We start from the raw sequence: 20,007 nt of genomic DNA, 5'->3' as shown, positions 1-20,007 counted from the left end.
CGATGCCGGAGACCCCGGAGCCGGTGGAAGTCCTGCCCGCCGACGAGGCCATCGACCGCGTACTGGAGTGGTGGCGCGGAGGACGGCGCGACGGCAAGCGGGTCGCAGTCGTCGGCGGCACCGAACCGGAACGCGTACGGGTGCTGCGGGAGGTCCACCGCCAGGTGCCCGGGAGCCTGCTGCTTGACGCGGCGGCCGGCCGGTCCCAGGAGGAACTGCTGGCCGACGTGATGGATCACCTCGGGATTCCGGACAAGCAGCGAAGGTACCCGCAGTGGCGGCGTGCTCTGGAGCGCCAGGGCAAGGACCGGCTCGTCCTTCTCACAGGCATCCAACGGGCAGGGCTCACCCGGCGCAGTGCGGCCCCGTCCCGCGTGCTCGGTGATCTGGTCACAAGCCTCACCCTCTCGGGGATCGGAGTGGTCACCGAGGCCGTCCCCGACCCCGACATCGAGCGGGGGCGCGCGATCGGCATCCGCCTGCTCGGAAGCCCCGAGGACACGGGTGCCCTGCCCGCGCTCCTGCGAGTACTCGCCCTGTCCGAGCCGCGCCGCGTACCGCTTCCGGTCTGGCGCTTCCTCGCCGAGGGCGCCGGACTGGAGCGGCCGGAGACGGCCGAACTGCTCGCCCTGACCGAACGCCACCCCGAAGTGCTGGCGGTCGAAGATCCGGACGGAAGCGGTGACCCCGTGGTCGCCTTCCGCGACGAGGAGGTGGCCGAAAGCCTCCGCCGGGACGCCGAGCGCACGGATCCCGACATCCTGCGGCGCACCGGCGCGCACCTGACGCGCCGACTTCGCGAGGCCGCCCCCGATTTCCGGCATCCTGCCGGCTGGGCCGCGTCCGGCCCCGTCGGGGCGTACGCGGCGGCCGGGCTGGCCATGCACACGGCCCAGGCCGGCCGGTTCGAGGCCGACCTGCTCGGCGACGGGGAGGCCATCGCCAACATCCCCCGCACCGGGCTGCTGGACGCCGCCCGCTGCGCCTTCGGCGCTGAGGGCCTGCCGGGCGGGAACGCGGCCGCCGACGCGAACTACCTCGCCCTGTACGGGGTCGCACCGGCATCCCAGCCCGAATGGGCCGCCTGGCTGCACCTGATGGCCACCGCGCGCGGCGACACCGCCCTCGCCTCGGCCATCACCGGCAGCGGCATCGCGCTGCCCTGGACCGTGAAATGGACCCTCTGGCGTCCGCCGGGCGGCTACGACCCCGCGTATCTGCGGTACGGAGCGGTCAATGATCTGGTCGAGGTGCGATGGCAGGGCCGTCCCGCCGTCGCGGTCATCGGCGACCAGGACGGTGCCGTACGTATCCACGACCCGCACACCGCACAGCGACTCGCCGGGCCCTGGTACGAGGGCGACATTCCCGCCGCCGACCGCGCTGCCCTGAACTGGCCGGAGCCTGAGGAACACGACGAGCCGGGCCCGGTCTCCACCGAGGACCTGGAGGACGCCGCCGACTCGGCGGACGGTCCCTCGGCCGCGTACGACTACTGGCTGGACGTACGGCTCCAGGTCGACGGTGTCGTCCTCCTGGCGGGCGAGGGCGGCCTGATCGCCCTCGAACCCGACGACCCGAAGGACCCCGACGGCTTCGCCGGCATTGAGCCCTGCCACCGAACCCTGCTGGCCCCCGCCCTCTCCGCCCCGGCCGCAGCGCCGTACGCGACCACCCCGCCCCCGTCCCCAGCGGACCTGGCCGGCCTCCTCGGCCCGGAGACCGTCCACCGCACCGCCTCCGAAGCCCTGCCGCCCGCCCTGACCGACGACAGCGCCCGCCGCGTCCTCACCGGCCCCGGGCTGCCAGAACTGGACGAGCAGGGGCTCGGCCTCCAGCCCCGGCACCAGGAGTTCCTGCACGAAGTCCCCTGGCCCGCCGACCTGCCGGCCCCGGACACCGCCGGACCGTTCTTCCGCATCGGCCAGTGGATGGGGGGCCTCCTCGTCCTCGACGGACCCACCGGCGCGGTGCTGCGCATCCCCGCCGGCCTCGACGAACCGGGCCTCGAGGGCAGCCTGGTCGCGGCGGACCTGGAGCGCTTCCTGACCATGACCGCCGAATGGATCGTCGGCCATCGCACCCTGGCCCGCATCGGAGGGCGGGAAGAGCCGCGTCTGATACGCCAGGAGATCGAAGGGCGCCTGTGGCTCATCGACCATGTGGGAAGCGCCTCGAAGGCATGGACCTACGCCCTGTACAACGACTGAATCCGAGGCAGCGGTCCGGGACCCGGATCGCGGAGGCCCGGCGGCGGACGCCGGGATCACGGCGGCCGCTCACGGTTCCGTGTGACCCGCTGCTGCGCGCGGAGGGGACGGCGGGGAGGATAGGCGGGCAGGGACGACGCCTACAGGGGATGCGCTGATGCTGATTCAGAAGGGCATGAATGTGCCGGTGCCCGCGCCGGTGGTGCGGGTGGAGCTGGGCTGGGGCACGGGCCCTGGGGTGCCGGACGCCGATGCGTCGGCGCTGTTGCTGGTGGGCGGGAAGGTGCGGTCGGACGCGGACTTCGTGTTCTACAACCAGCCGGTGGACGCCTCAGGGGCCGTACGGCACGAGGGCAAGACCCCGGCGGCCGGCGGGGTCACGGGCGGGGTCACGGACGTGCTGACCGTCGATCTCGGGCGCGTGGAGCCCGCCGTGGAGACGGTGGTGCTGGCGGCGTCGGCGGACGGCGGAGGCTTCGGGCAGGTGCCGGGGCTGCACGTGCGGGTCGTGGACGCGGGCAGCGGCGCGGAGATCGCCCGGTTCGAGAGCGCGGACGCGACGGTGGAGACGGCGTTCGTGCTCGGGGAGCTGTACCGCCGGCAGGGCGCGTGGAAGTTCCGTGCTGTGGGCCAGGGGTACGAGAGCGGGCTGGCCGGCCTGGCGGCGGACTTCGGCATCTCCGTGGACGACGAGCCCCAGACCGCCCCGGCCGCCGCACCGCCGATGCCCATGGCTCCGCCGCCCGTACCGCCCATGCCCGCCGCCCCGCCTGCGGCTCCGCCCCCGCCCATCAGCCTCAGCAAGATCACGCTGACCAAACAATCCCCCGCCGTCTCCCTCACCAAGCAGGGCGGCACCTCGGGCGCCATGCGGGTCAACCTCAACTGGCAGCTCGCCCAGGCGCCTTCCGCAGGCGGCGGCGCAGGCGGCTGGAGGCGCAAGCTCGCCAAGGCGGGCTCCGCAGGGGCGCCCCCGCAGACCGACCTCGACCTGTGCGCCCTGTGGGAGCTGAACAACGGCAGGAAGGGCATCGTCCAGGCCGTGGGCGGCAACTTCGGCAACCTGCACCAGGTCCCGTACATCCACCTCGACGGCGACGACCGCACCGGCGCGCTGGCGACCGGCGAGAACCTCACCATCAATCTCGACCACGCCGCCGAATTCCGCCGGATCCTGATCTTCGTCATCATCTACCAGGGCACCGGCAGCTTCGCGGGCCTGCACGCCACCGTCACCCTCCAGCCCCAGTTCGGTGCGCCCGTCGACTTCTCGCTGGACGAGCACAACGCGCCCTCGCGGGTCTGCGCCCTTGCGCTCATCACCAACCAGAACGGCGAACTGGTCGTCCAGCGCGAGTCCCGCTACCTGCCGCCGCAGGCCGGCGTCAGCATGCAGCAGGCCGCGGACTTCGCGTACGGCTGGGGCCTGGAGTGGCACCCGGCACGGAAGTAGGCATCTTCTTGGCGGTGGCCGCGAAGCCGGTCCGCATCATGTCCAGCGGCAGGAATCCCTCCCCCTCCCACTCCGCCGGCTCACGGCTACGCACAAAGCGGCGGTGCCGCCCCGGGACCGGGGAAGCACCGCCGCTTTCGTACGAGGCGTACGACGCGAACGAACCGTCAGTTCGTCGGCAGCCAGCCGGTCTGCACCAGCTGCGCGCCCTTCTTGCGGGTCACGAACTGCCCACGGCCCTGCGGCAGTCGGGCCGCCTTCGTACTGCCGACCAGCGGTCCTTCCTGCGGGTCGCCGGACATGACGAGCGCCTGCGCGCCGAGTTCCTTCATCCGCTGCATGAAGGGCTCGAAGGAGGCCCGCGACGCGCCCTGCGAGCTGCGCGCCAGGATGACGCGCAGGCCCAGGTCGCGGGCGAACGGCAGGTACTCCAGCAGTGACTGCAGCGGGTTGCCGCTGCTGGTGGCGACCAGGTCGTAGTCGTCGACGATGACGAAGGCGTCCGGAAGGTCGTACCAGGAGCGGTTGCGCAGCTGGTCCGGCGTGACGTCCGGGCCCGGCATACGGCGGGCCATGGACCCGGCGAGGCCGGTGACGACCTCCTGCAGCGAGGGAGCGGCCGCGCAGTACTTGTACAGGTGGCTGTCGGGGATCTCGCCGAGCAGCGCGCGCCGGTAGTCGGAGACGACGAACAGCGCCTTGTCGCTCGGGTATCGCTCCGCAATCTGCTTGGACAGCAGCCGCAGCGCCGACGACTTACCGGACTCGCTCTCGCCGTAGATGATGAACAGCGGGTCGGTCTCGAAGTCGATGAACGCGGGCTGCAGCGTGGTCTCGTCGACGCCGAAGGCGACACCGCGCTCCGGGTAGTCGTTGCCCTTGGGCAGCTCGCTGACGAGCAGCCGGGTCGGCAGCATCCGCACCGGCGGGGCCGGGGGGCCCTGCCAGTGCTCGGCGACGGTCGAGACGAGGTGCGCCATGCCGTCGCCGAGGGAGTCGGAGTCGCTGACGCCGTCCAGGCGCGGCAGGCCGCCCAGGAAGTTGAGCTTGTCCGGGGACAGACCGCGACCGGGTACGCCGGCCGGGACGGCCTCCGCCTTCTTGCGGTCGAACTCGGACTCCATGGAGTCGCCCAGGCGCAGCTCGACGCGGTTGAGGAGCTGGTCGCGCAGGGCGGGCCGGACCTCGGTGTAGCGGGAGGCGCCGAGCACCAGGTGGATGCCGAAGCCGAGACCGCGCGCGGCGATGTCGAGGATCACCGGGTCGAGCATCTCGTAGTCGGTCTTGAAGGTTCCCCAGCCGTCGATGACCAGAAAGACATCGCCCCAGGCCTGGTCGGGATAGGCCCCGGCCGCCCGGCGCTGGCGGTAGGTGTTGATGGAGTCGATGTTGTTCGCCCGGAAGAACTCCTCGCGGGCGTTGAGGATTCCGGTGACCTCGGCGACCGTACGGCGGATCTTCTCCGCGTCCAGCCGGGACGCGACCCCGCCGACGTGCGGCAGGCCCTCGAAGGCCAGCATGCCGCCGCCGCCGAAGTCGAGGCAGTAGAACTGCACTTCGACCGGGGTGTGGGTGAGGGCGAAGCCCGCGATCATCGTACGCAGCAGCGTCGACTTGCCGGACTGCGGACCGCCGACCACCAGGCCGTGACCGGCCGAACCGGAGAAGTCCAGGTACATGACGTCGCGGCGCTGCTCGAAGGGCTTGTCGACGATCGCGACCGGCACCACCAGCTTGCCCAGCAGCGGGTACTCGGGCGCGTGCGCGCCGCGCTCCGGGGTGGCGGCCAGCGCCGGGAGCAGCTGGTTGACGGTCGGCGACTCGTCCAGCGGCGGCAGCCACACCTGGTGGGCCGGCGGGCCCTGGCCCTGCATGCGCTGCACGATGACGTCGAGCACGGTGTCCGCGAGCGCGTCGTCGGTCTGCGGAGCCTCCGGCTCGTAGTCCGCCGGCTCCTCGATCATCCGCATCTCGACCGGCGCCGCCGTGAAGGGCACCGGCAGCCGGTCGAGCCGTCCGCCGCCACTGCGCGACCCGCCACCGCCGGGGCGGTACGCGCCGGAGACGTACGCGGCCTTGAACTGGACCATCGTCTCGGTGTCGTACTTGAGGATGCCGGAACCCGGGACGTTCGGCAGGTGGTACGCGTCCGGGACGCCGATCGCCGTCCGCGACTCGGCGGCCGAGAAGGTGCGCAGACCCAGCCGGTAGGACAGGAAGGTGTCCAGGCCGCGGAGCTTGCCCTCCTCCAGGCGCTGCGAGGCGAGCAGCATGTGCACACCCATGGACCGGCCGATGCGGCCGATCTGGATGAACATGTCGATGAAGTCGGGCCGTGCGGTGAGCAGTTCGCTGAACTCGTCCAGGACCATCACCAGCGAGGGCAGCGGCTCCAGCGCCGCACCCGCCGCACGCGCCTTCTCGTAGTCGGTGATGTTGGCGTAGTTGCCCGCCGTACGCAGCAGCTCCTGGCGGCGCTGCAGCTCACCGGTGATCGAGTCGCGCATACGGTCGACCATGGTGAGGTCGTCCGCGAGGTTGGTGATGACGGCGGCGACGTGCGGCATCTCGGACATGCCCGCGAAGGTCGCGCCGCCCTTGAAGTCCGCGAGGATGAAGTTGAGCGTCTCCGAGGAGTGCGTCACCGCCAGCGCGAGCACCAGCGTACGAAGCACCTCGGACTTACCGGAACCGGTGGCGCCGACACACAGGCCGTGCGGGCCCATACCGGACTGCGAGGCCTCCTTGATGTCGAGCATGACGGGCTGGCCGTCCTTGTCGACACCGATCGGCACCCGCAGCCGCTCGGGCAGCGAACGGGGCCGCCAGGTGCGGGAGACGTCCACCGCGCCGGCGTCGCCGATGCCCATCAGGTCGGTGAAGTCCAGGTTGCCCAGCAGCGGGTCGTCGCCGTCGGCCGAACCCATCCGCAGCGGCGCGAGCTGGCGGGACAGCGCCTCGGCCTCGGCGACCGACAGCACGTCGGGCACGCCGGTGTAGACCGCGCCGCCCGCCGACTCCAGCCGCAGCCGGCCCGGGTAGACCTCGACCGCGAGGCTGCTGCGCATCTCGTCCAGGTCGCCGGGGACGACCTCCAGGATCGTGACGCCCTGCAGTCCCTCCGCACCGGCGATGACCGAGTCCTCGGGCACCCCGCCACCGTCGAGCACGATCACCAGATGCGGTGCGTCCAGCACCGGCGGGGCCTGTGTGTTGAAGCGGCCGCGCCCGTCCAGGATGTCCGCCAGCAGCTCCTCGACCTCGACGAGGTCGCCGACGATCAGGCGTCGCGTACCGGCCCCGTCATGCGTGGTGTCCTGCGCGTGCGGCAGCCACTTGACCCACTCCCACTCCGGCAGCGCGCCCGGGGCGGCGACCACGGCGACCATCAGGTCCTCGGGGGAGTGCAGGCTGACCAGTTGGGCGATCATGGCGCGCGAAGCGCCGTACACGGTCTCCGGATCACCGGAGACCGTCAGGTGGTAGAAGGCCCGCAGCGACACCGCGAGCGGCAGGTTCTCGATCGAACCGTGCGAGCTGAGGAACTGCTTCATCGCGTGCGCGGTCAGCGGCTCCAGCTCTTCGAGCGGCGCGGTTTCCGGGGCCGCCAGAGGCGTCGCCAACTGCTGCGGGCCGAGCCCGAGTCGAACCTGTGCGAAATCTCCATCGGTCGCCCGTCGTTCCCACACGCGGCGGCCTTCGGCCACGATCGACCACAGCTGATCGGGGCTGGGATGCAGGAAGAATTGCGCGTCGCGCTGCTTTCGCGCGGTGCGCCGCACCTGACGCCGGGTCTGCGACAAATACTTGAGATAATCGGTGCGTTCCTGGGCCATCTGCCCGGAAGGCCCCTGCCGCGCCTTGATGATCTGGGCGATCGCCATCGCCAGTGTCGAAGCGACCATCAGGCCGCCCATGATCTTCATGAACGGCTGCCCGCCGATGAAGAAGAACGCCGCTGAACTGCCCATACCCAGCATGGGCAGCAGGTTCATCAGGAGGCCCTGATCCTCCTGGCGCGGCAACTCCGGCGGCGGTTCGAGGCGTACCTCCTCACCGCTGACATCGGGCGGCAGAGCCCGAGGCGGGCGCTTGACGATGACAACGCTCACCGAGGCACCAGTCCTTCACGCAGATCGCAGAGAATAGGACCGCCCCCGTTTATTGACGGTCCCCCCGGCCAATTCACTTGCCGTTGGCGCTGGCGACGATCCTACTGACAGGCGTCAACCCGAGGGCCGGGTGGGGCAAGTGAGAAACCAGCGGTACGCTAACGCACCGCCGCCACACGGCCGTACGGGCCCGAGAGGGCGGCACGGGACCACTGACAGGTCCCAACCCACCACCCACACCGGACGACGGGGGAAACGCCAGGTGAGCATGACCGCAGCGACCGGCTTCTGCAGGGTCACAGTCGCCGCGCCGGAAGCACGTATCGACGTCGCCCTGCCCGAGGACGTCGCACTTGTCGACCTGTACCCGGAGATCCTGCGGCTCTCCGGCCAGTCCCAGCCCGAAGGCGCCCCGACCGGCTACCACTTGGTACGCCGCGACGGCACCGTGCTCGACGCCGGGCGCTCGCTCGCCGAGCAGCGCATCCTCGACGGCGACCTGCTTCTGCTGCGCCCGTTCGCCCAGTCACTGCCCTCGGCGGTGTACGACGACGTGTCCGACGCCATCGCCTCGGCGGTGAGCCGCGACCGCCGCCGCTGGAGCGACGACCTCATGCAGGGCACCGGCCTCACCGCCGGCGTGCTGCTGCTGGTCATGATGGCGTTCGCACTGTGGTTCGCGGACCCGGTCAAGCGCGACATGCACAGCCTCCAGGGCATCATCGCGGGCGCCACCGGCGTCCTGCTGGTCGCGCTGGCCGGCGTACGCGCCCGGGTCTACGAGGACCGCGCGTCCTCGATCGCCCTGGGCCTGGCCGCCCTGCCGCACCTGCTGCTGGCCGGCTCCGGCATCTTCCCGGTCGACCGGGGCGAGGGCCCGGGCCGGCTGCACTTCCTGGTCGGCTGCGTTGTCGTGCTGATCGCCTCCGTCCTGCTGGTCGGGCTGCTGCCGCAGGGAGACTCGCCCTTCGTAGCCGCCGCCTTCCTCGCCGTGATCGGCACCCTCGCCACCTTCGCGGCCGTCCTCACCGACGCCGCCGTCAGCGAGGTCGCCGCGGTCACCGCCGTCGGCGCGATCGCGGTCGTCGCGTGGCTGCCCGCACTGTCCGCGCGGTTCGCCCGGCTGCCCATCGGCTTCCGCTCGCCCGACCAGATCGCCAGTGGCCGCGACTGGGGCGGCGAGCGCGGCCGCGGGACCCCCGACGAGGAGTCTGTCGACTTCGCCCGCATCGGTGCCCAGGCCCGCCGCGGCCACGAGCTGCTGCTCGGCCTCGTCGCCGGCTGCGCCACCGTCGTCGTCGGCTCGGCCGGAGTCGTCCTCGGCTTCTCCGACAACCACTGGGCGCAGGGCCTCGCCCTCGCCGCCGGTATCGCCACCATGCTGCGGGCCCGGCTCTTCCACTACACCTCGCAGGTCGTCTGCCTGCTGGTGGCCGGAATCCTCACGGTCATGGGCCTCATCCTGGGCCTGGCCCTCAACCCGCCGACCGCCGCGCTGGTCGCCTTCCTCCAGGGCGACGGCTCCCAGCTCAGCATCCGCATCGTCTGGTTCGCCGGCAGCATCGCCATCGGCGCCGCCCTCCTCGTCGGCGTCGGCCTCATCGTCCCCCGCAAGGGCGTCTCCCCCTTCTGGGGACGTATGCTCGACGTCTTCGACGCCACCGTCCTGCTCTCGCTCATCCCGCTGGCCCTGGCCGTCCTGAACGTCTACGCCATGGCCCGCAGCATGACGAGCTAGCGGGCCGCCGAGTCGGCCTCCGGCCGCCGAGCGGGGGTGCCACGCGGGGCCCGGGGCCGCGTGAGCGGACGGCATTACACGCGGTAAAGCACCCCGGTCACAGGTGGACCCCTTCCTCCTGCGACTCTCGCGGGCGCTTCGCTGGCTTCGAGTCGCTGCGTCGGCCGCCGGCCGCCGAGTCCCGGTGCAGCCCGGCGCCGGGACGGCATTACACGCGGTAAAGCACGCCGGTCACAGGTGGTAACCTGTGACCGGTCGCGTGTGCTCGCGCACACGCTGATCAATCCGCCTCCCGAGTCATCGAAGATTCCCTGTGACCTAGACCAGGGGCGCTCGGAGGCAACTGGACACCAGAGGAGTCCGCAATGCCGCTCGACATCGCGACGAAGAAGCAGATCATCGCCGAGTTCGGTCAGAAGGAGGGCGACACCGGCTCCCCCGAGGTCCAGGTCGCCATGCTTTCCCGTCGTATCTCGGACCTGACCGAGCACCTCAAGACCCACAAGCACGACCACCACTCCCGCCGTGGTCTGCTGATCCTGGTCGGCCAGCGTCGCCGCCTCCTGCAGTACCTGGCCAAGAAGGACATCCAGCGCTTCCGTGCTCTCGTCGACCGCCTCGGCATCCGCCGTGGCGCGGCGGGCGCCCGCTAAGACGCCACGACGGGAGCGGTTCCCCTCCGGGAGCCGCTCCCTTCGCGTACGTACGGACACCGGACCGCGCACGACGCGTGACATGGGCGGAAGCTTTGTAGTCTGGTGCCATAACCGAATAACGCACACGCACAACGCATGAGGAGGAGCGTCCTCCATCTATCGCCACAAGCGCCGGTCCTCGGTAGTGGCCCCCGGGCAGTAAGACAGCACCACGACACCCCGGTGGCTTCGATCGAAGACCGGCCCGGCGGGGACGCCCCTCCGACCGACGGTCCCAGGGAAGACGCCCTGGGACACGAACGAGGAGAAACCCCATAGTGGAGAACGAGACCCACTACGCCGAAGCCGTGATCGACAACGGCACCTTCGGCACCCGTACCATCCGTTTCGAGACGGGCCGCCTGGCCCGTCAGGCCGCCGGCTCCGCCGTGGCCTACCTGGACGACGACACCATGGTGCTGTCGGCCACCACCGCTTCCAAGAACCCCAAGGAAAACCTCGACTTCTTCCCCCTCACGGTGGACGTCGAGGAGCGCATGTACGCGGCCGGCCGGATCCCCGGTTCCTTCTTCCGCCGCGAGGGCCGCCCCTCCGAGGACGCGATCCTCACCTGTCGGCTCATCGACCGCCCGCTGCGCCCGTCCTTCAAGAAGGGCCTGCGCAACGAGATCCAGGTCGTCGCCACGATCATGGCGCTCAACCCGGACCACCTGTACGACGTGGTAGCGATCAACGCCGCGTCCGCCTCGACCCAGCTCGCGGGTCTGCCGTTCTCCGGCCCGATCGGCGGCGTCCGCGTCGCGCTGATCAACGGCCAGTGGGTGGCCTTCCCGACCCACTCCGAGCTGGAGAACGCGGTCTTCGACATGGTCGTCGCCGGCCGTGTCCTGGAGGACGGCGACGTCGCGATCATGATGGTCGAGGCCGAGGCCACCACCCAGACGATCAAGCTCGTCGAGGGCGGTGCCGAGGCGCCGACCGAGGAGGTCGTGGCCGCCGGTCTCGATGCCTCCAAGCCCTTCATCAAGGTCCTGTGCCGCGCGCAGGCCGACCTCGCCGCCAAGGCCGCCAAGCCCACCGGCGAGTTCCCGGTCTTCCTGGACTACCAGGAGGACGTTTTCGAGGCGCTGCAGAACTCGGTCACCGACGAGCTGGCCCAGGCGCTGACGATCCCCGGCAAGCAGGCCCGCGAGGCCGAGCTGGACCGCGTCAAGGTCCTGGCCGCCGAGAAGCTCCTCCCGCAGTTCGAGGGCCGCGAGAAGGAGATCTCCGCCGCGTACCGTTCGCTGACCAAGAAGCTGGTCCGCGAGCGCGTGATCAAGGACAAGGTCCGCATCGACGGCCGTGGCGTCACGGACATCCGTACGCTGGCCGCCGAGGTCGAGGCCATCCCGCGGGTGCACGGTTCCGCGCTGTTCGAGCGTGGCGAGACCCAGATCCTGGGCGTCACCACCCTCAACATGCTCCGCATGGAGCAGCAGCTGGACACGCTGGCGCCCGAGACGCGCAAGCGCTACATGCACAACTACAACTTCCCGCCGTACTCCGTCGGTGAGACCGGCCGCGTGGGTTCGCCCAAGCGCCGCGAGATCGGCCACGGCGCGCTCGCCGAGCGCGCCCTGCTGCCGGTGCTGCCGACCCGCGAGGAGTTCCCGTACGCCATCCGCCAGGTCTCCGAGGCGCTGGGCTCCAACGGCTCGACGTCCATGGGCTCGGTGTGCGCCTCCACCATGTCGCTGCTGAACGCCGGTGTGCCGCTCAAGGCCCCCGTCGCCGGTATCGCCATGGGCCTGATCTCCCAGGAGATCGACGGCCAGACGCACTACGTGGCGCTGACCGACATCCTCGGCGCCGAGGACGCGTTCGGCGACATGGACTTCAAGGTCGCCGGTACGAAGGGCTTCGTCACCGCCCTGCAGCTGGACACCAAGCTCGACGGCATCCCCGCGTCGGTCCTGGCCGCGGCCCTCAAGCAGGCCCGCGACGCCCGTCTGCACATCCTCGACGTGATGATGGAGGCCATCGACTCCCCGGACGAGATGTCCCCGAACGCGCCGCGGATCATCACCATCAAGATCCCGGTGGACAAGATCGGTGAGGTCATCGGCCCCAAGGGCAAGATGATCAATCAGATCCAGGAGGACACCGGCGCCGACATCACCATCGAGGACGACGGCACCATCTACATCGGTGCCGCCGACGGCCCGGCCGCCGAGGCCGCGCGCGCCACGATCAACGGCATCGCCAACCCGACGATGCCCGAGGTCGGCGAGCGCTACCTGGGCACGGTCGTGAAGACGACGACGTTCGGCGCCTTCGTCTCCCTGCTCCCGGGCAAGGACGGCCTGCTGCACATCTCGCAGATCCGCAAGCTGGCCGGCGGCAAGCGCGTCGAGAACGTCGAGGACGTCCTCGCCGTGGGCGCCAAGGTCCAGGTCGAGATCGCCGAGATCGACTCGCGAGGCAAGCTCTCCCTGATCCCGGTCGTCGAGGGTGAAGAGGACGAGAAGGACGAGCAGACCTCGTGACCTCACGCTCAACCCGTGTGACGGCCCGCCCCTCCACCAAGGGGCGGGCCGTCCGCACGCAGACCCTGCTTCCCGGCACCGTCGACGGCATCGGCACCGTACGGCGCAGCGTGCTGCCCGGCGGCCTGCGGATCGTTACCGAGACCCTGCCCACCGTGCGCTCCGCGACCTTCGGCATCTGGGCCGGCGTCGGCTCCCGCGACGAGACCCCTTCGCTCAACGGCGCCACCCACTACCTGGAACACCTGCTCTTCAAGGGCACCAAGCGGCGCAGCGCCCTGGAGATCTCCTCGGTGATCGACGCCGTCGGCGGCGAGATGAACGCCTTCACCGCCAAGGAGTACACCTGCTACTACGCACGTGTCCTCGACCGCGACCTGCCGCTCGCCATCGACGTGGTGTGCGACATGCTCACCGGTTCGCTGATCCGCCAGGAGGACATCGACGCCGAACGCGGCGTCGTCCTCGAGGAGATCGCGATGACCGAGGACGACCCCAGCGACCAGGTGCACGACCTCTTCGCCACCGCCCTGCTCGGCGACTCCCCACTGGGCCGCCCCGTCCTCGGCACCGTCGACACCATCAACGCCCTCAGCCGTGACCAGGTCGCCCGCTTCTACCGGAAGCACTACGACCCGACGCACCTGGTCGTCGCCGCCGCCGGCAACATCGACCACGACACGGTCGTACGAGAGGTCCGCAGCGCCTTCGAGAGCGCCGGCGCCCTGCGCGACCCCGAGGCTCAGCCCATGCCGCCGCGCTCCGGCGCTCGTACGATCCGCAGCAACGGCCGCATCGAGCTGCTGGACCGCCGCACCGAACAGGCCCATGTCGTTCTCGGCATGCCGGGCCTGTCGCGGCACGACGACCGCCGCTGGGCGCTCGGCGTGCTCAACACGGCCCTCGGCGGCGGCATGAGCTCGCGGCTCTTCCAGGAGGTCCGGGAGAAGCGCGGACTGGCGTACAGCGTGTACTCGTACACCTCGTCCTTCGCCGACAGCGGGCTCTTCGGCGTCTACGCCGGCTGCCAGCCCAAGAAGGTGCACGAGGTGCTCAAGATCTGCCGCGACGAGCTCGTCCAGGTCGCCGAGCACGGCCTCGGTGACGAGGAACTCGAGCGCGCCATAGGCCAGTTCTCCGGTTCCACGGTGCTGAGCCTGGAGGACACCGGTGCGCTCATGAACCGTATCGGCAAGAGTGAACTGTGCTGGGGCGAGCAGATGTCGGTCGACGCCACCCTGGAGCGGATCGCCGCCGTCACCCCGGAGGAAGTGCGCGCGGTCGCCCGCGATGTACTGGGACAGCGGCCCTCGCTGGCCGTCATCGGCCCGCTCAAGGACAAGCAGGCCGCACGTCTGAACGAAGCTGTCGCCTGAATTGAGGACCGAACGATGAGCACAATCCGCGTCGGTGTGATCGGCGCCCGTGGGCGCATGGGCTCCGAGGCCGTCAAGGCCATCGAGGCCGCCCCCGACCTCGAGCTGGCGGCAGCCCTGGGCAGCGGCGACAAGCTGGAGGCGCTGGCCGACGCCGGCGCCCAGGTCGCCGTCGAACTGACCAACCCGGGCGCCGTCATGGGCAACCTCGACTTCTGCGTCCGGCACGGCATCCATGCCGTCGTCGGCACCACGGGCTGGACCGACGAGCGGCTGGCCACGCTGAAGGGCTGGCTCGCCGACTCACCCGGCACGGGTGTGCTCATCGCCCCCAACTTCGGTATCGGGGCCGTCCTTACGATGCGCTTCGCCCAGCAGGCGGCGCGCTTCTTCGAATCCGTCGAGGTCGTCGAACTCCATCACCCGGACAAGGCCGACGCCCCCAGCGGCACCGCCGTCCGCACCGCCCAGCTCATCGCCGAGGCCCGCCGCAGCGCAGGCCTCGGCGACCAGCCGGACGCTACCAGCACCGCCCTCGACGGCGCCCGCGGGGCCGACGTGGACGGCGTCCCCGTGCACGCCGTACGGCTGCGCGGCCTGGTCGCCCACCAGGAAGTGCTCTTCGGTGACGCCGGGGAGATCTTCACCCTCCGGCACGACTCGATGAACCGCTCCTCCTTCATGCCGGGCGTCCTGCTCGGCGTCCGCCGCGTCATCTCGACGCCGGGGCTGACCTTCGGCCTCGAACACTTCATGGACCTGGACTGACCCCATGCGTGCCAAGCTGACGTACTTCCTGCTGGCGGCGGTCCTCGTCGTCTACTTCGCCCTGGTCGGCGCCCGCGGCGTCTGGCTCATCCAGGACGGCCGCCCGGTCACCGTCGTCCTCGGCATCGCCGTCCTCGTCCTGCCGCTCATCGGCCTGTGGTTCCTCTGGCAGACCACGGCCTTCGCGCGCAACGCGAACCGCCTCGCCAAGGAGCTGGAGGCCGAGGGCGGCCTCCCCGTCGACGAGCTGGTCCGTAAGCCCTCGGGCCGCATCGACCGCGATTCGGCGGACGTCGTCTTCGCCAAACGCCAGGCCGAGACCGAGGCCGCCCCCGACGACTGGCGCACCTGGTTCCGGCTCGCCGTCGCCTACTTCGACGCCCGCGACACCCCCCGCGCCCGCAAGGCCATGCAGCGCGCGATCGCCCTGCACGACGGCAAGGCCGTACGCGCCTGAAAGGGCGCGGGGAACCGCGCGACCAGCCCACCACGACCCACACATGGCTCACCGCACGTCGCGCGGAGCCCCTAGCGCAGCTCGGCGGCCCACGCCTCTATGGCGTCGGCCGCCATGTCGAACGCCTCCGTACGGTGCCAGAAATCCGCGTTGTGGTCGGTCAGCAACGGCCGCAGCTGCTCACCGTTCGACCGGGTGACCACCAGCGCCTGCCCCATCACCGTCCTGGGCAGCCCCAGCACCTTCACCGGCTGCTGCGCCGTACGCACCGAGCCGACCCGGTCCCACGACAGCGTGACCGTGTAGAACAGCCCGACCTGCCGCAGGCCGCGCCCGCTCACCCAGAAGCCGACCCGCAGTATCCGCAGCGCGCTCACGATCACCAGCGCCGCGGCGCCCAGGCAGGTCCCCGCCCCGTTGAGGCTCCCGGCGATGCCCATGATCCCCGCCGCCACCAGCAGATACGCCACGAACACCAGCATCATCGCGGCCAGGGCCACCCGCAGCGGTCCCGGCCGGTACGTACGCATCCAGGTATCCCGTGCGGCGTACGGCAGGGCTTCGTCATGGCCGCCGTCCGCGGCGAGGAAGGGCAGAGACACGGCTCAGGTCCTATCGGGCAGGGTTGGCTATGACCCGTGAGGCTATCTGGCAGCTGTGGCCCGGGCTACCTCGGACATGCCCGCGGTGGTGATTTGCGCCGTGTGCGGCGTTGTCAGTGCCAGGCCATAGGCTTGGCGCCGCCCCGAAGCACCAAGAGGAAGGACGCCCGGTGACCGACATCCCCACCAAAACCGCTGTGCATTTTCGTGACGACGTGACCGTCGAGCTCGTGAAGCACAGCGCTGCGGACTCCGACGTGCTCTGGGCGGCGCGCGTGTCCACTGCCGGGGAGCAGTCCCTCGAGGAGCTGAGCAAGGATCCCGAGCGCTCCAAGGGGCTGATCAACTACCTGATGCGAGACCGTCACGGCAGTCCCTTCGAGCACAACTCGATGACCTTCTTCGTCAGCGCGCCGATCTTCGTCTTCCGCGAATTTCTCCGTCACAGGGTCGGCTGGAGCTACAACGAGGAGAGCGGCAGGTACCGCCGGCTGGAACCGGTCTTCTACGTCCCTGGCCAGGACCGCAAGCTCGTACAGCAGGGCCGCCCCGGGAAGTACGAGTTCGTGGACGGGACCCCCGAGCAGTACAAGGCGACCACCACCGCCATGGAGACCTGCTACCGGCAGTCGTACGAGGCCTACCAGGAGATGCTGGCCGCCGGCGTTGCCCGCGAGGTCGCCCGGGCGGTGCTGCCGGTCGGTCTGTTCTCCTCGATGTACGCCACGTGCAACGCCCGCTCGCTGATGCATTTCCTGGGCCTGCGCACCCAGCACGAGCTCGCCGCCGTGCCGTCCTTCCCACAGCGGGAGATCGAGATGGTCGGAGAGCGGATGGAGGCCCTGTGGGCCGGGCTGATGCCGCTCACCCACGCGGCGTTCAACGCCAATGGCCGGATCGCACCCTAGCCGCGTGTCCGAATTGCAATCGAAAGACTCGGATTGCGTGCTTATGTGAACTTCATCTAAGCTGCAGAAACGGATTCCGGTGCTGCTTGAACCCCCGAGCAGGCAGCACCGGAGTCCTCTTCGCAGGTCCCGGGGGAAGATGTCACCGCTCCTACCGAGTAGCGTTGGACCCATGGCTCCGACCTCCACCTCGCAGACCCCCTTCGGGCGGGTCCTGACCGCAATGGTCACGCCGTTCACCCCGGACGGTGCTCTTGACCTCGACGGTGCGCAGCAGCTCGCCGCCCACCTGGTGGCCGCAGGCAATGACGGCCTGGTCGTCAACGGCACCACCGGCGAATCGCCGACCACCAGCGACGTGGAGAAAGAGCAGCTCGTACGGGCCGTCCTGGAGGCCGTCGGCGACCGCGCCTTCGTCATCGCCGGCGTCGGAACCAACGACACCCACCACAGCATCGAACTCGCGCAGCAGGCCGAGCGGGCCGGAGCCCACGGACTGCTCACGGTGACGCCGTACTACAGCAAGCCCCCGCAGGAGGGCCTGTACCGGCACTTCACCGCGATCGCGGACGCCACGCAGCTGCCGGTCATGCTCTACGACATCCCCGGCCGCAGTGGCGTCCCCATCCAGACCGAGACCCTCGTCCGGCTCGCCGAGCACCCGCGCATCGTTGCCAACAAGGACGCCAAGGGCGACCTCGGCGCCGCGAGCTGGGCGATAAGCCGCAGCGGACTCGCCTGGTACTCCGGCGACGACATGCTCAACCTGCCGCTGCTCTCCGTCGGCGCCGTCGGCTTCGTCTCGGTCGTCGGGCACGTGGTGTCGCCCGAGCTACGCGCCCTGCTCGAGGCCTACCTCGCGGGCGACGTGGTCAAGGCCGCCGAGATCCACCAGCAGCTCCTCCCCGTCTTCACCGGCATGTTCCGCACCCAGGGCGTCATGACCACCAAGGCCGCCCTCGCCCTCCAGGGACTGCCCGCCGGGCCGCTGCGGCTCCCCCTCGTGGAGCTCACCGACGACGAGACGGCACAGCTGAAGCAGGATCTCGCCGCTGGCGGGGTACAGCTCTAACAACAGACTTCACAACTGAATACAGAATCGAACCAGAATCAGAAAAATCGCACGATATCGCGCGCGCCATGTGTCCCACGATGGGCATGTGGCGCTCGTGGTGAGGAGAAACTTTTGAGCCATCCGCACCCTGAGCTCGGCCCGCCCCCGCGCCTTCCCGAGGGTGGTCTTCGCATCACCCCGCTCGGCGGCCTCGGCGAAATCGGCCGCAACATGACCGTCTTCGAATTCGGCGGGAAGCTACTGATCGTCGACTGCGGGGTGCTCTTCCCCGAGGAGGAACAGCCCGGAGTCGATCTCATCCTTCCCGACTTCACCTCCATCCGGGACCGCCTCGACGACGTCGTCGGCATCGTCCTGACCCACGGCCACGAGGACCACATCGGCGCCGTCCCCTTCCTGCTCCGCGAGAAGGCCGACATCCCGCTGATCGGCTCCAAGCTCACACTCGCGTTCATCGAGGCCAAGCTCCAGGAGCACCGCATCCGGCCGTACACGCTGGAGGTCACGGAGGGCATGCGCGAGCGCATCGGCCCCTTCGACTGCGAGTTCGTGGCCGTCAACCACTCCATCCCGGACGCGCTGGCCGTCGCCATCCGCACCCCGGCCGGTATGGTCGTCCACACCGGCGACTTCAAGATGGACCAGCTGCCGCTCGACGGCCGCCTCACCGACCTGCCCGCCTTCGCGCGGCTCGGCGAGGAGGGCATCGACCTGCTGCTCTCGGACTCCACCAACGCCGAGGTCCCCGGCTTCGTCGGCCACGAGCGGGACATCTCCGGTGTCCTGAAGCAGGTCTTCGCCAAGGCCGAGAAGCGCATCATCCTGGCCAGCTTCGCCAGCCACATCCACCGCATCCAGCAGGTCCTGGACGCAGCCCACGAGCGCGGCCGCAAGGTCGCCTTCGTCGGCCGTTCCATGGTCAGGAACATGGGCATCGCCCGTGATCTCGGCTACCTGAAGGTGCCCGGTGGCCTGATCGTCGACGTCAAGGTCCTTGACGACCTCCCCGACGAAAAGGTCGTCCTCGTCTGCACCGGCTCCCAGGGCGAGCCCATGGCGGCCCTGTCCCGGATGGCCAACCGCGACCACCAGATCCGCATCGTCGAGGGCGACACCGTCGTCCTGGCGTCCTCGCTGATCCCGGGCAACGAGACCGCGGTCTACCGCGTCATCAACGGCCTGACCAGGTGGGGCGCCACCGTCGTCCACAAGGGCAACGCCAAGGTCCATGTCTCCGGGCACGCGTCCGCCGGCGAGCTGTTGTACTTCTACAACATCTGCAAGCCGAAGAACCTGATGCCCGTACACGGTGAATGGCGCCACCTGCGCGCCAACGCCGAGCTGGGGCAGGCCACCGGCGTGCCGAAGAACCGCTGCGTCATCGCCGAGGACGGCGTTGTCGTCGACCTCATCGACGGCGTCGCCAAGGTCGTGGGCAAGGTCCAGGCCGGTTACGTCTACGTGGACGGCCTCTCGGTCGGCGACGTCACCGAGACCTCCCTCAAGGACCGCCGGATCCTCGGCGAAGAGGGCATCGTCTCCGTCACCGTCGTCGTCGACAGCAGTTCCGGCAAGCTCGTCGGCGGCCCCTTCATCCACGCCCGCGGCTCCGGCATCGAGGACGAGGCCTTCGCCGCCGTTCTCCCGAAGATCGAGGAATCCCTGGCCAGAGCGGCCTCGGACGGCGTGGCCGAAGTGCGTCAGCTCCAGCAGCTGATCCGCCGCGCCATCGGCAAGTGGGTCTCCGACACCTACCGCCGGCGCCCGATGATCCTCCCTGTGGTCGTCGAGGTCTGACGGTCCGTCTGACGCCGTACCTGGAGCGGGGCACCCGGATTTGCATCCGGGTCCCCCGCTCCAGTACGTTGGCACAACCCCCGGGAACGAAGGCGTCGCAGACGTGCGCCCTCGCGAAGCGGGTGGAAAATCCGACAGAAAGCTTCTGCTAAAGTCGGAGAGCGTGAAAGCCGAAAGGCAGAAACGCTAAAGCAGAATCCCGCCGGCGGGAATCGGAACCGAAAGGGTCTGATAAGCTGGAGACACGAAGGGAAAGCCCGGAGGGGCCCGTGAAACGGCCACAAAGGAAGCTTCCGTTCCTTGAGAACTCAACAGCGTGCCAAAAGT

Annotated in this window: 13 protein-coding genes; 11 read left to right on the top strand and 2 right to left on the bottom strand. The window is 70.0% G+C overall.

Translation table 11 applies throughout. The features are described 5' to 3' along the window. The first annotated feature begins 2 nt into the window (after positions 1-2). Both ACFXJ5_RS31830 and ACFXJ5_RS31825 read left to right on the top strand, forming a co-directional pair. Complete coding sequence (locus ACFXJ5_RS31830; protein ID WP_384638763.1) at positions 3-2,210, top strand: SUKH-4 family immunity protein; 2,208 nt, start codon at positions 3-5, stop codon at positions 2,208-2,210. 157 nt (positions 2,211-2,367) lie between these two features. Beyond that, complete coding sequence (locus ACFXJ5_RS31825; RefSeq protein WP_384638760.1) at positions 2,368-3,663, top strand: TerD family protein; 1,296 nt, start codon at positions 2,368-2,370, stop codon at positions 3,661-3,663. A 167-nt stretch (positions 3,664-3,830) separates the two neighbouring features. Here ACFXJ5_RS31825 and eccCa read toward each other — a convergent pair whose 3' ends face one another. Further along, positions 3,831-7,775: a type VII secretion protein EccCa gene (gene eccCa / locus ACFXJ5_RS31820; RefSeq protein WP_384638757.1), complete on the bottom strand. Its 3,945-nt coding sequence runs from the start codon at positions 7,773-7,775 to the stop codon at positions 3,831-3,833. A 268-nt stretch (positions 7,776-8,043) separates the two neighbouring features. Between eccCa and eccD the strand changes: the two genes are divergently transcribed. The 6 genes from eccD to ACFXJ5_RS31790 all read left to right on the top strand — a co-directional run bounded on the left by eccD (position 8,044) and on the right by ACFXJ5_RS31790 (position 15,298). Continuing rightward, positions 8,044-9,513 carry a type VII secretion integral membrane protein EccD gene (gene eccD, locus ACFXJ5_RS31815; protein ID WP_384638755.1) on the top strand — a complete coding sequence of 490 codons (1,470 nt, stop codon included), beginning with the start codon at positions 8,044-8,046 and terminating at the stop codon, positions 9,511-9,513. Between the two features lie 365 nt (positions 9,514-9,878). Next, on the top strand, positions 9,879-10,166 hold the full coding sequence (gene rpsO / locus ACFXJ5_RS31810) for a 30S ribosomal protein S15 (protein WP_384638752.1): 288 nt from the start codon (positions 9,879-9,881) through the stop codon (positions 10,164-10,166). A gap of 320 nt (positions 10,167-10,486) precedes the next feature. Next, entirely contained in the window at positions 10,487-12,697 is a 2,211-nt protein-coding gene (locus ACFXJ5_RS31805) for a polyribonucleotide nucleotidyltransferase (RefSeq protein ID WP_384638749.1), read from the top strand. Further along, complete coding sequence (locus ACFXJ5_RS31800; RefSeq protein WP_384638746.1) at positions 12,694-14,073, top strand: M16 family metallopeptidase; 1,380 nt, start codon at positions 12,694-12,696, stop codon at positions 14,071-14,073. Before ACFXJ5_RS31805 ends, ACFXJ5_RS31800 begins: the two co-directional genes overlap by 4 nt. Positions 14,074-14,088: 15 nt before the next feature. Further along, positions 14,089-14,841, top strand: a complete 753-nt coding sequence (dapB, locus tag ACFXJ5_RS31795) for a 4-hydroxy-tetrahydrodipicolinate reductase (RefSeq protein WP_384638743.1) — start codon at positions 14,089-14,091, stop codon at positions 14,839-14,841. 4 nt (positions 14,842-14,845) lie between these two features. Next, positions 14,846-15,298 (top strand): hypothetical protein, encoded by a 453-nt coding sequence (locus tag ACFXJ5_RS31790; RefSeq protein ID WP_384638740.1) that lies wholly within the window; start codon positions 14,846-14,848, stop codon positions 15,296-15,298. Positions 15,299-15,369: 71 nt separating this feature from the next. Here the strand turns inward: ACFXJ5_RS31790 and ACFXJ5_RS31785 are convergent, their stop codons facing one another. Beyond that, positions 15,370-15,900, bottom strand: coding sequence for a hypothetical protein (locus ACFXJ5_RS31785; protein ID WP_384638737.1), 531 nt, complete (start codon positions 15,898-15,900; stop codon positions 15,370-15,372). Positions 15,901-16,070: 170 nt separating this feature from the next. On the opposite strand from ACFXJ5_RS31785, the gene thyX reads away from it, so the two are divergent. The 3 genes from thyX to ACFXJ5_RS31770 all read left to right on the top strand — a co-directional run bounded on the left by thyX (position 16,071) and on the right by ACFXJ5_RS31770 (position 19,680). Beyond that, entirely contained in the window at positions 16,071-16,808 is a 738-nt protein-coding gene (gene thyX, locus ACFXJ5_RS31780) for an FAD-dependent thymidylate synthase (RefSeq protein ID WP_384638734.1), read from the top strand. 172 nt (positions 16,809-16,980) lie between these two features. Beyond that, positions 16,981-17,880: a 4-hydroxy-tetrahydrodipicolinate synthase gene (gene dapA / locus ACFXJ5_RS31775; RefSeq protein ID WP_384638731.1), complete on the top strand. Its 900-nt coding sequence runs from the start codon at positions 16,981-16,983 to the stop codon at positions 17,878-17,880. Positions 17,881-17,994: 114 nt separating this feature from the next. Then, complete coding sequence (locus ACFXJ5_RS31770; protein ID WP_384638728.1) at positions 17,995-19,680, top strand: ribonuclease J; 1,686 nt, start codon at positions 17,995-17,997, stop codon at positions 19,678-19,680. Positions 19,681-20,007 lie beyond the last annotated feature (327 nt).

Origin of the sequence: Streptomyces sp. NPDC059373 (assembly GCF_042751495.1) — a bacterium.
Taxonomy (GTDB): domain Bacteria; phylum Actinomycetota; class Actinomycetes; order Streptomycetales; family Streptomycetaceae; genus Actinacidiphila.
Note: the sequence above shows the minus strand (reverse complement) of the source record. Positions and strands in the feature narration are given on the sequence as shown.

Bases quoted from the DNA above. Each gene is read 5' to 3' on its own strand.
- eccD (WP_384638755.1), top strand. From the start codon at position 8,044: ATGACCGCAGCGACCGGCTTCTGCAGGGTCACAGTCGCCGCGCCGGAA.
- dapB (WP_384638743.1), top strand. From the start codon at position 14,089: ATGAGCACAATCCGCGTCGGTGTGATCGGCGCCCGTGGGCGCATGGGC.
- ACFXJ5_RS31790 (WP_384638740.1), top strand. From the start codon at position 14,846: ATGCGTGCCAAGCTGACGTACTTCCTGCTGGCGGCGGTCCTCGTCGTC.
- dapA (WP_384638731.1), top strand. From the start codon at position 16,981: ATGGCTCCGACCTCCACCTCGCAGACCCCCTTCGGGCGGGTCCTGACC.
- ACFXJ5_RS31830 (WP_384638763.1), top strand. From the start codon at position 3: ATGCCGGAGACCCCGGAGCCGGTGGAAGTCCTGCCCGCCGACGAGGCC.
- ACFXJ5_RS31825 (WP_384638760.1), top strand. From the start codon at position 2,368: ATGCTGATTCAGAAGGGCATGAATGTGCCGGTGCCCGCGCCGGTGGTG.
- rpsO (WP_384638752.1), top strand. From the start codon at position 9,879: ATGCCGCTCGACATCGCGACGAAGAAGCAGATCATCGCCGAGTTCGGT.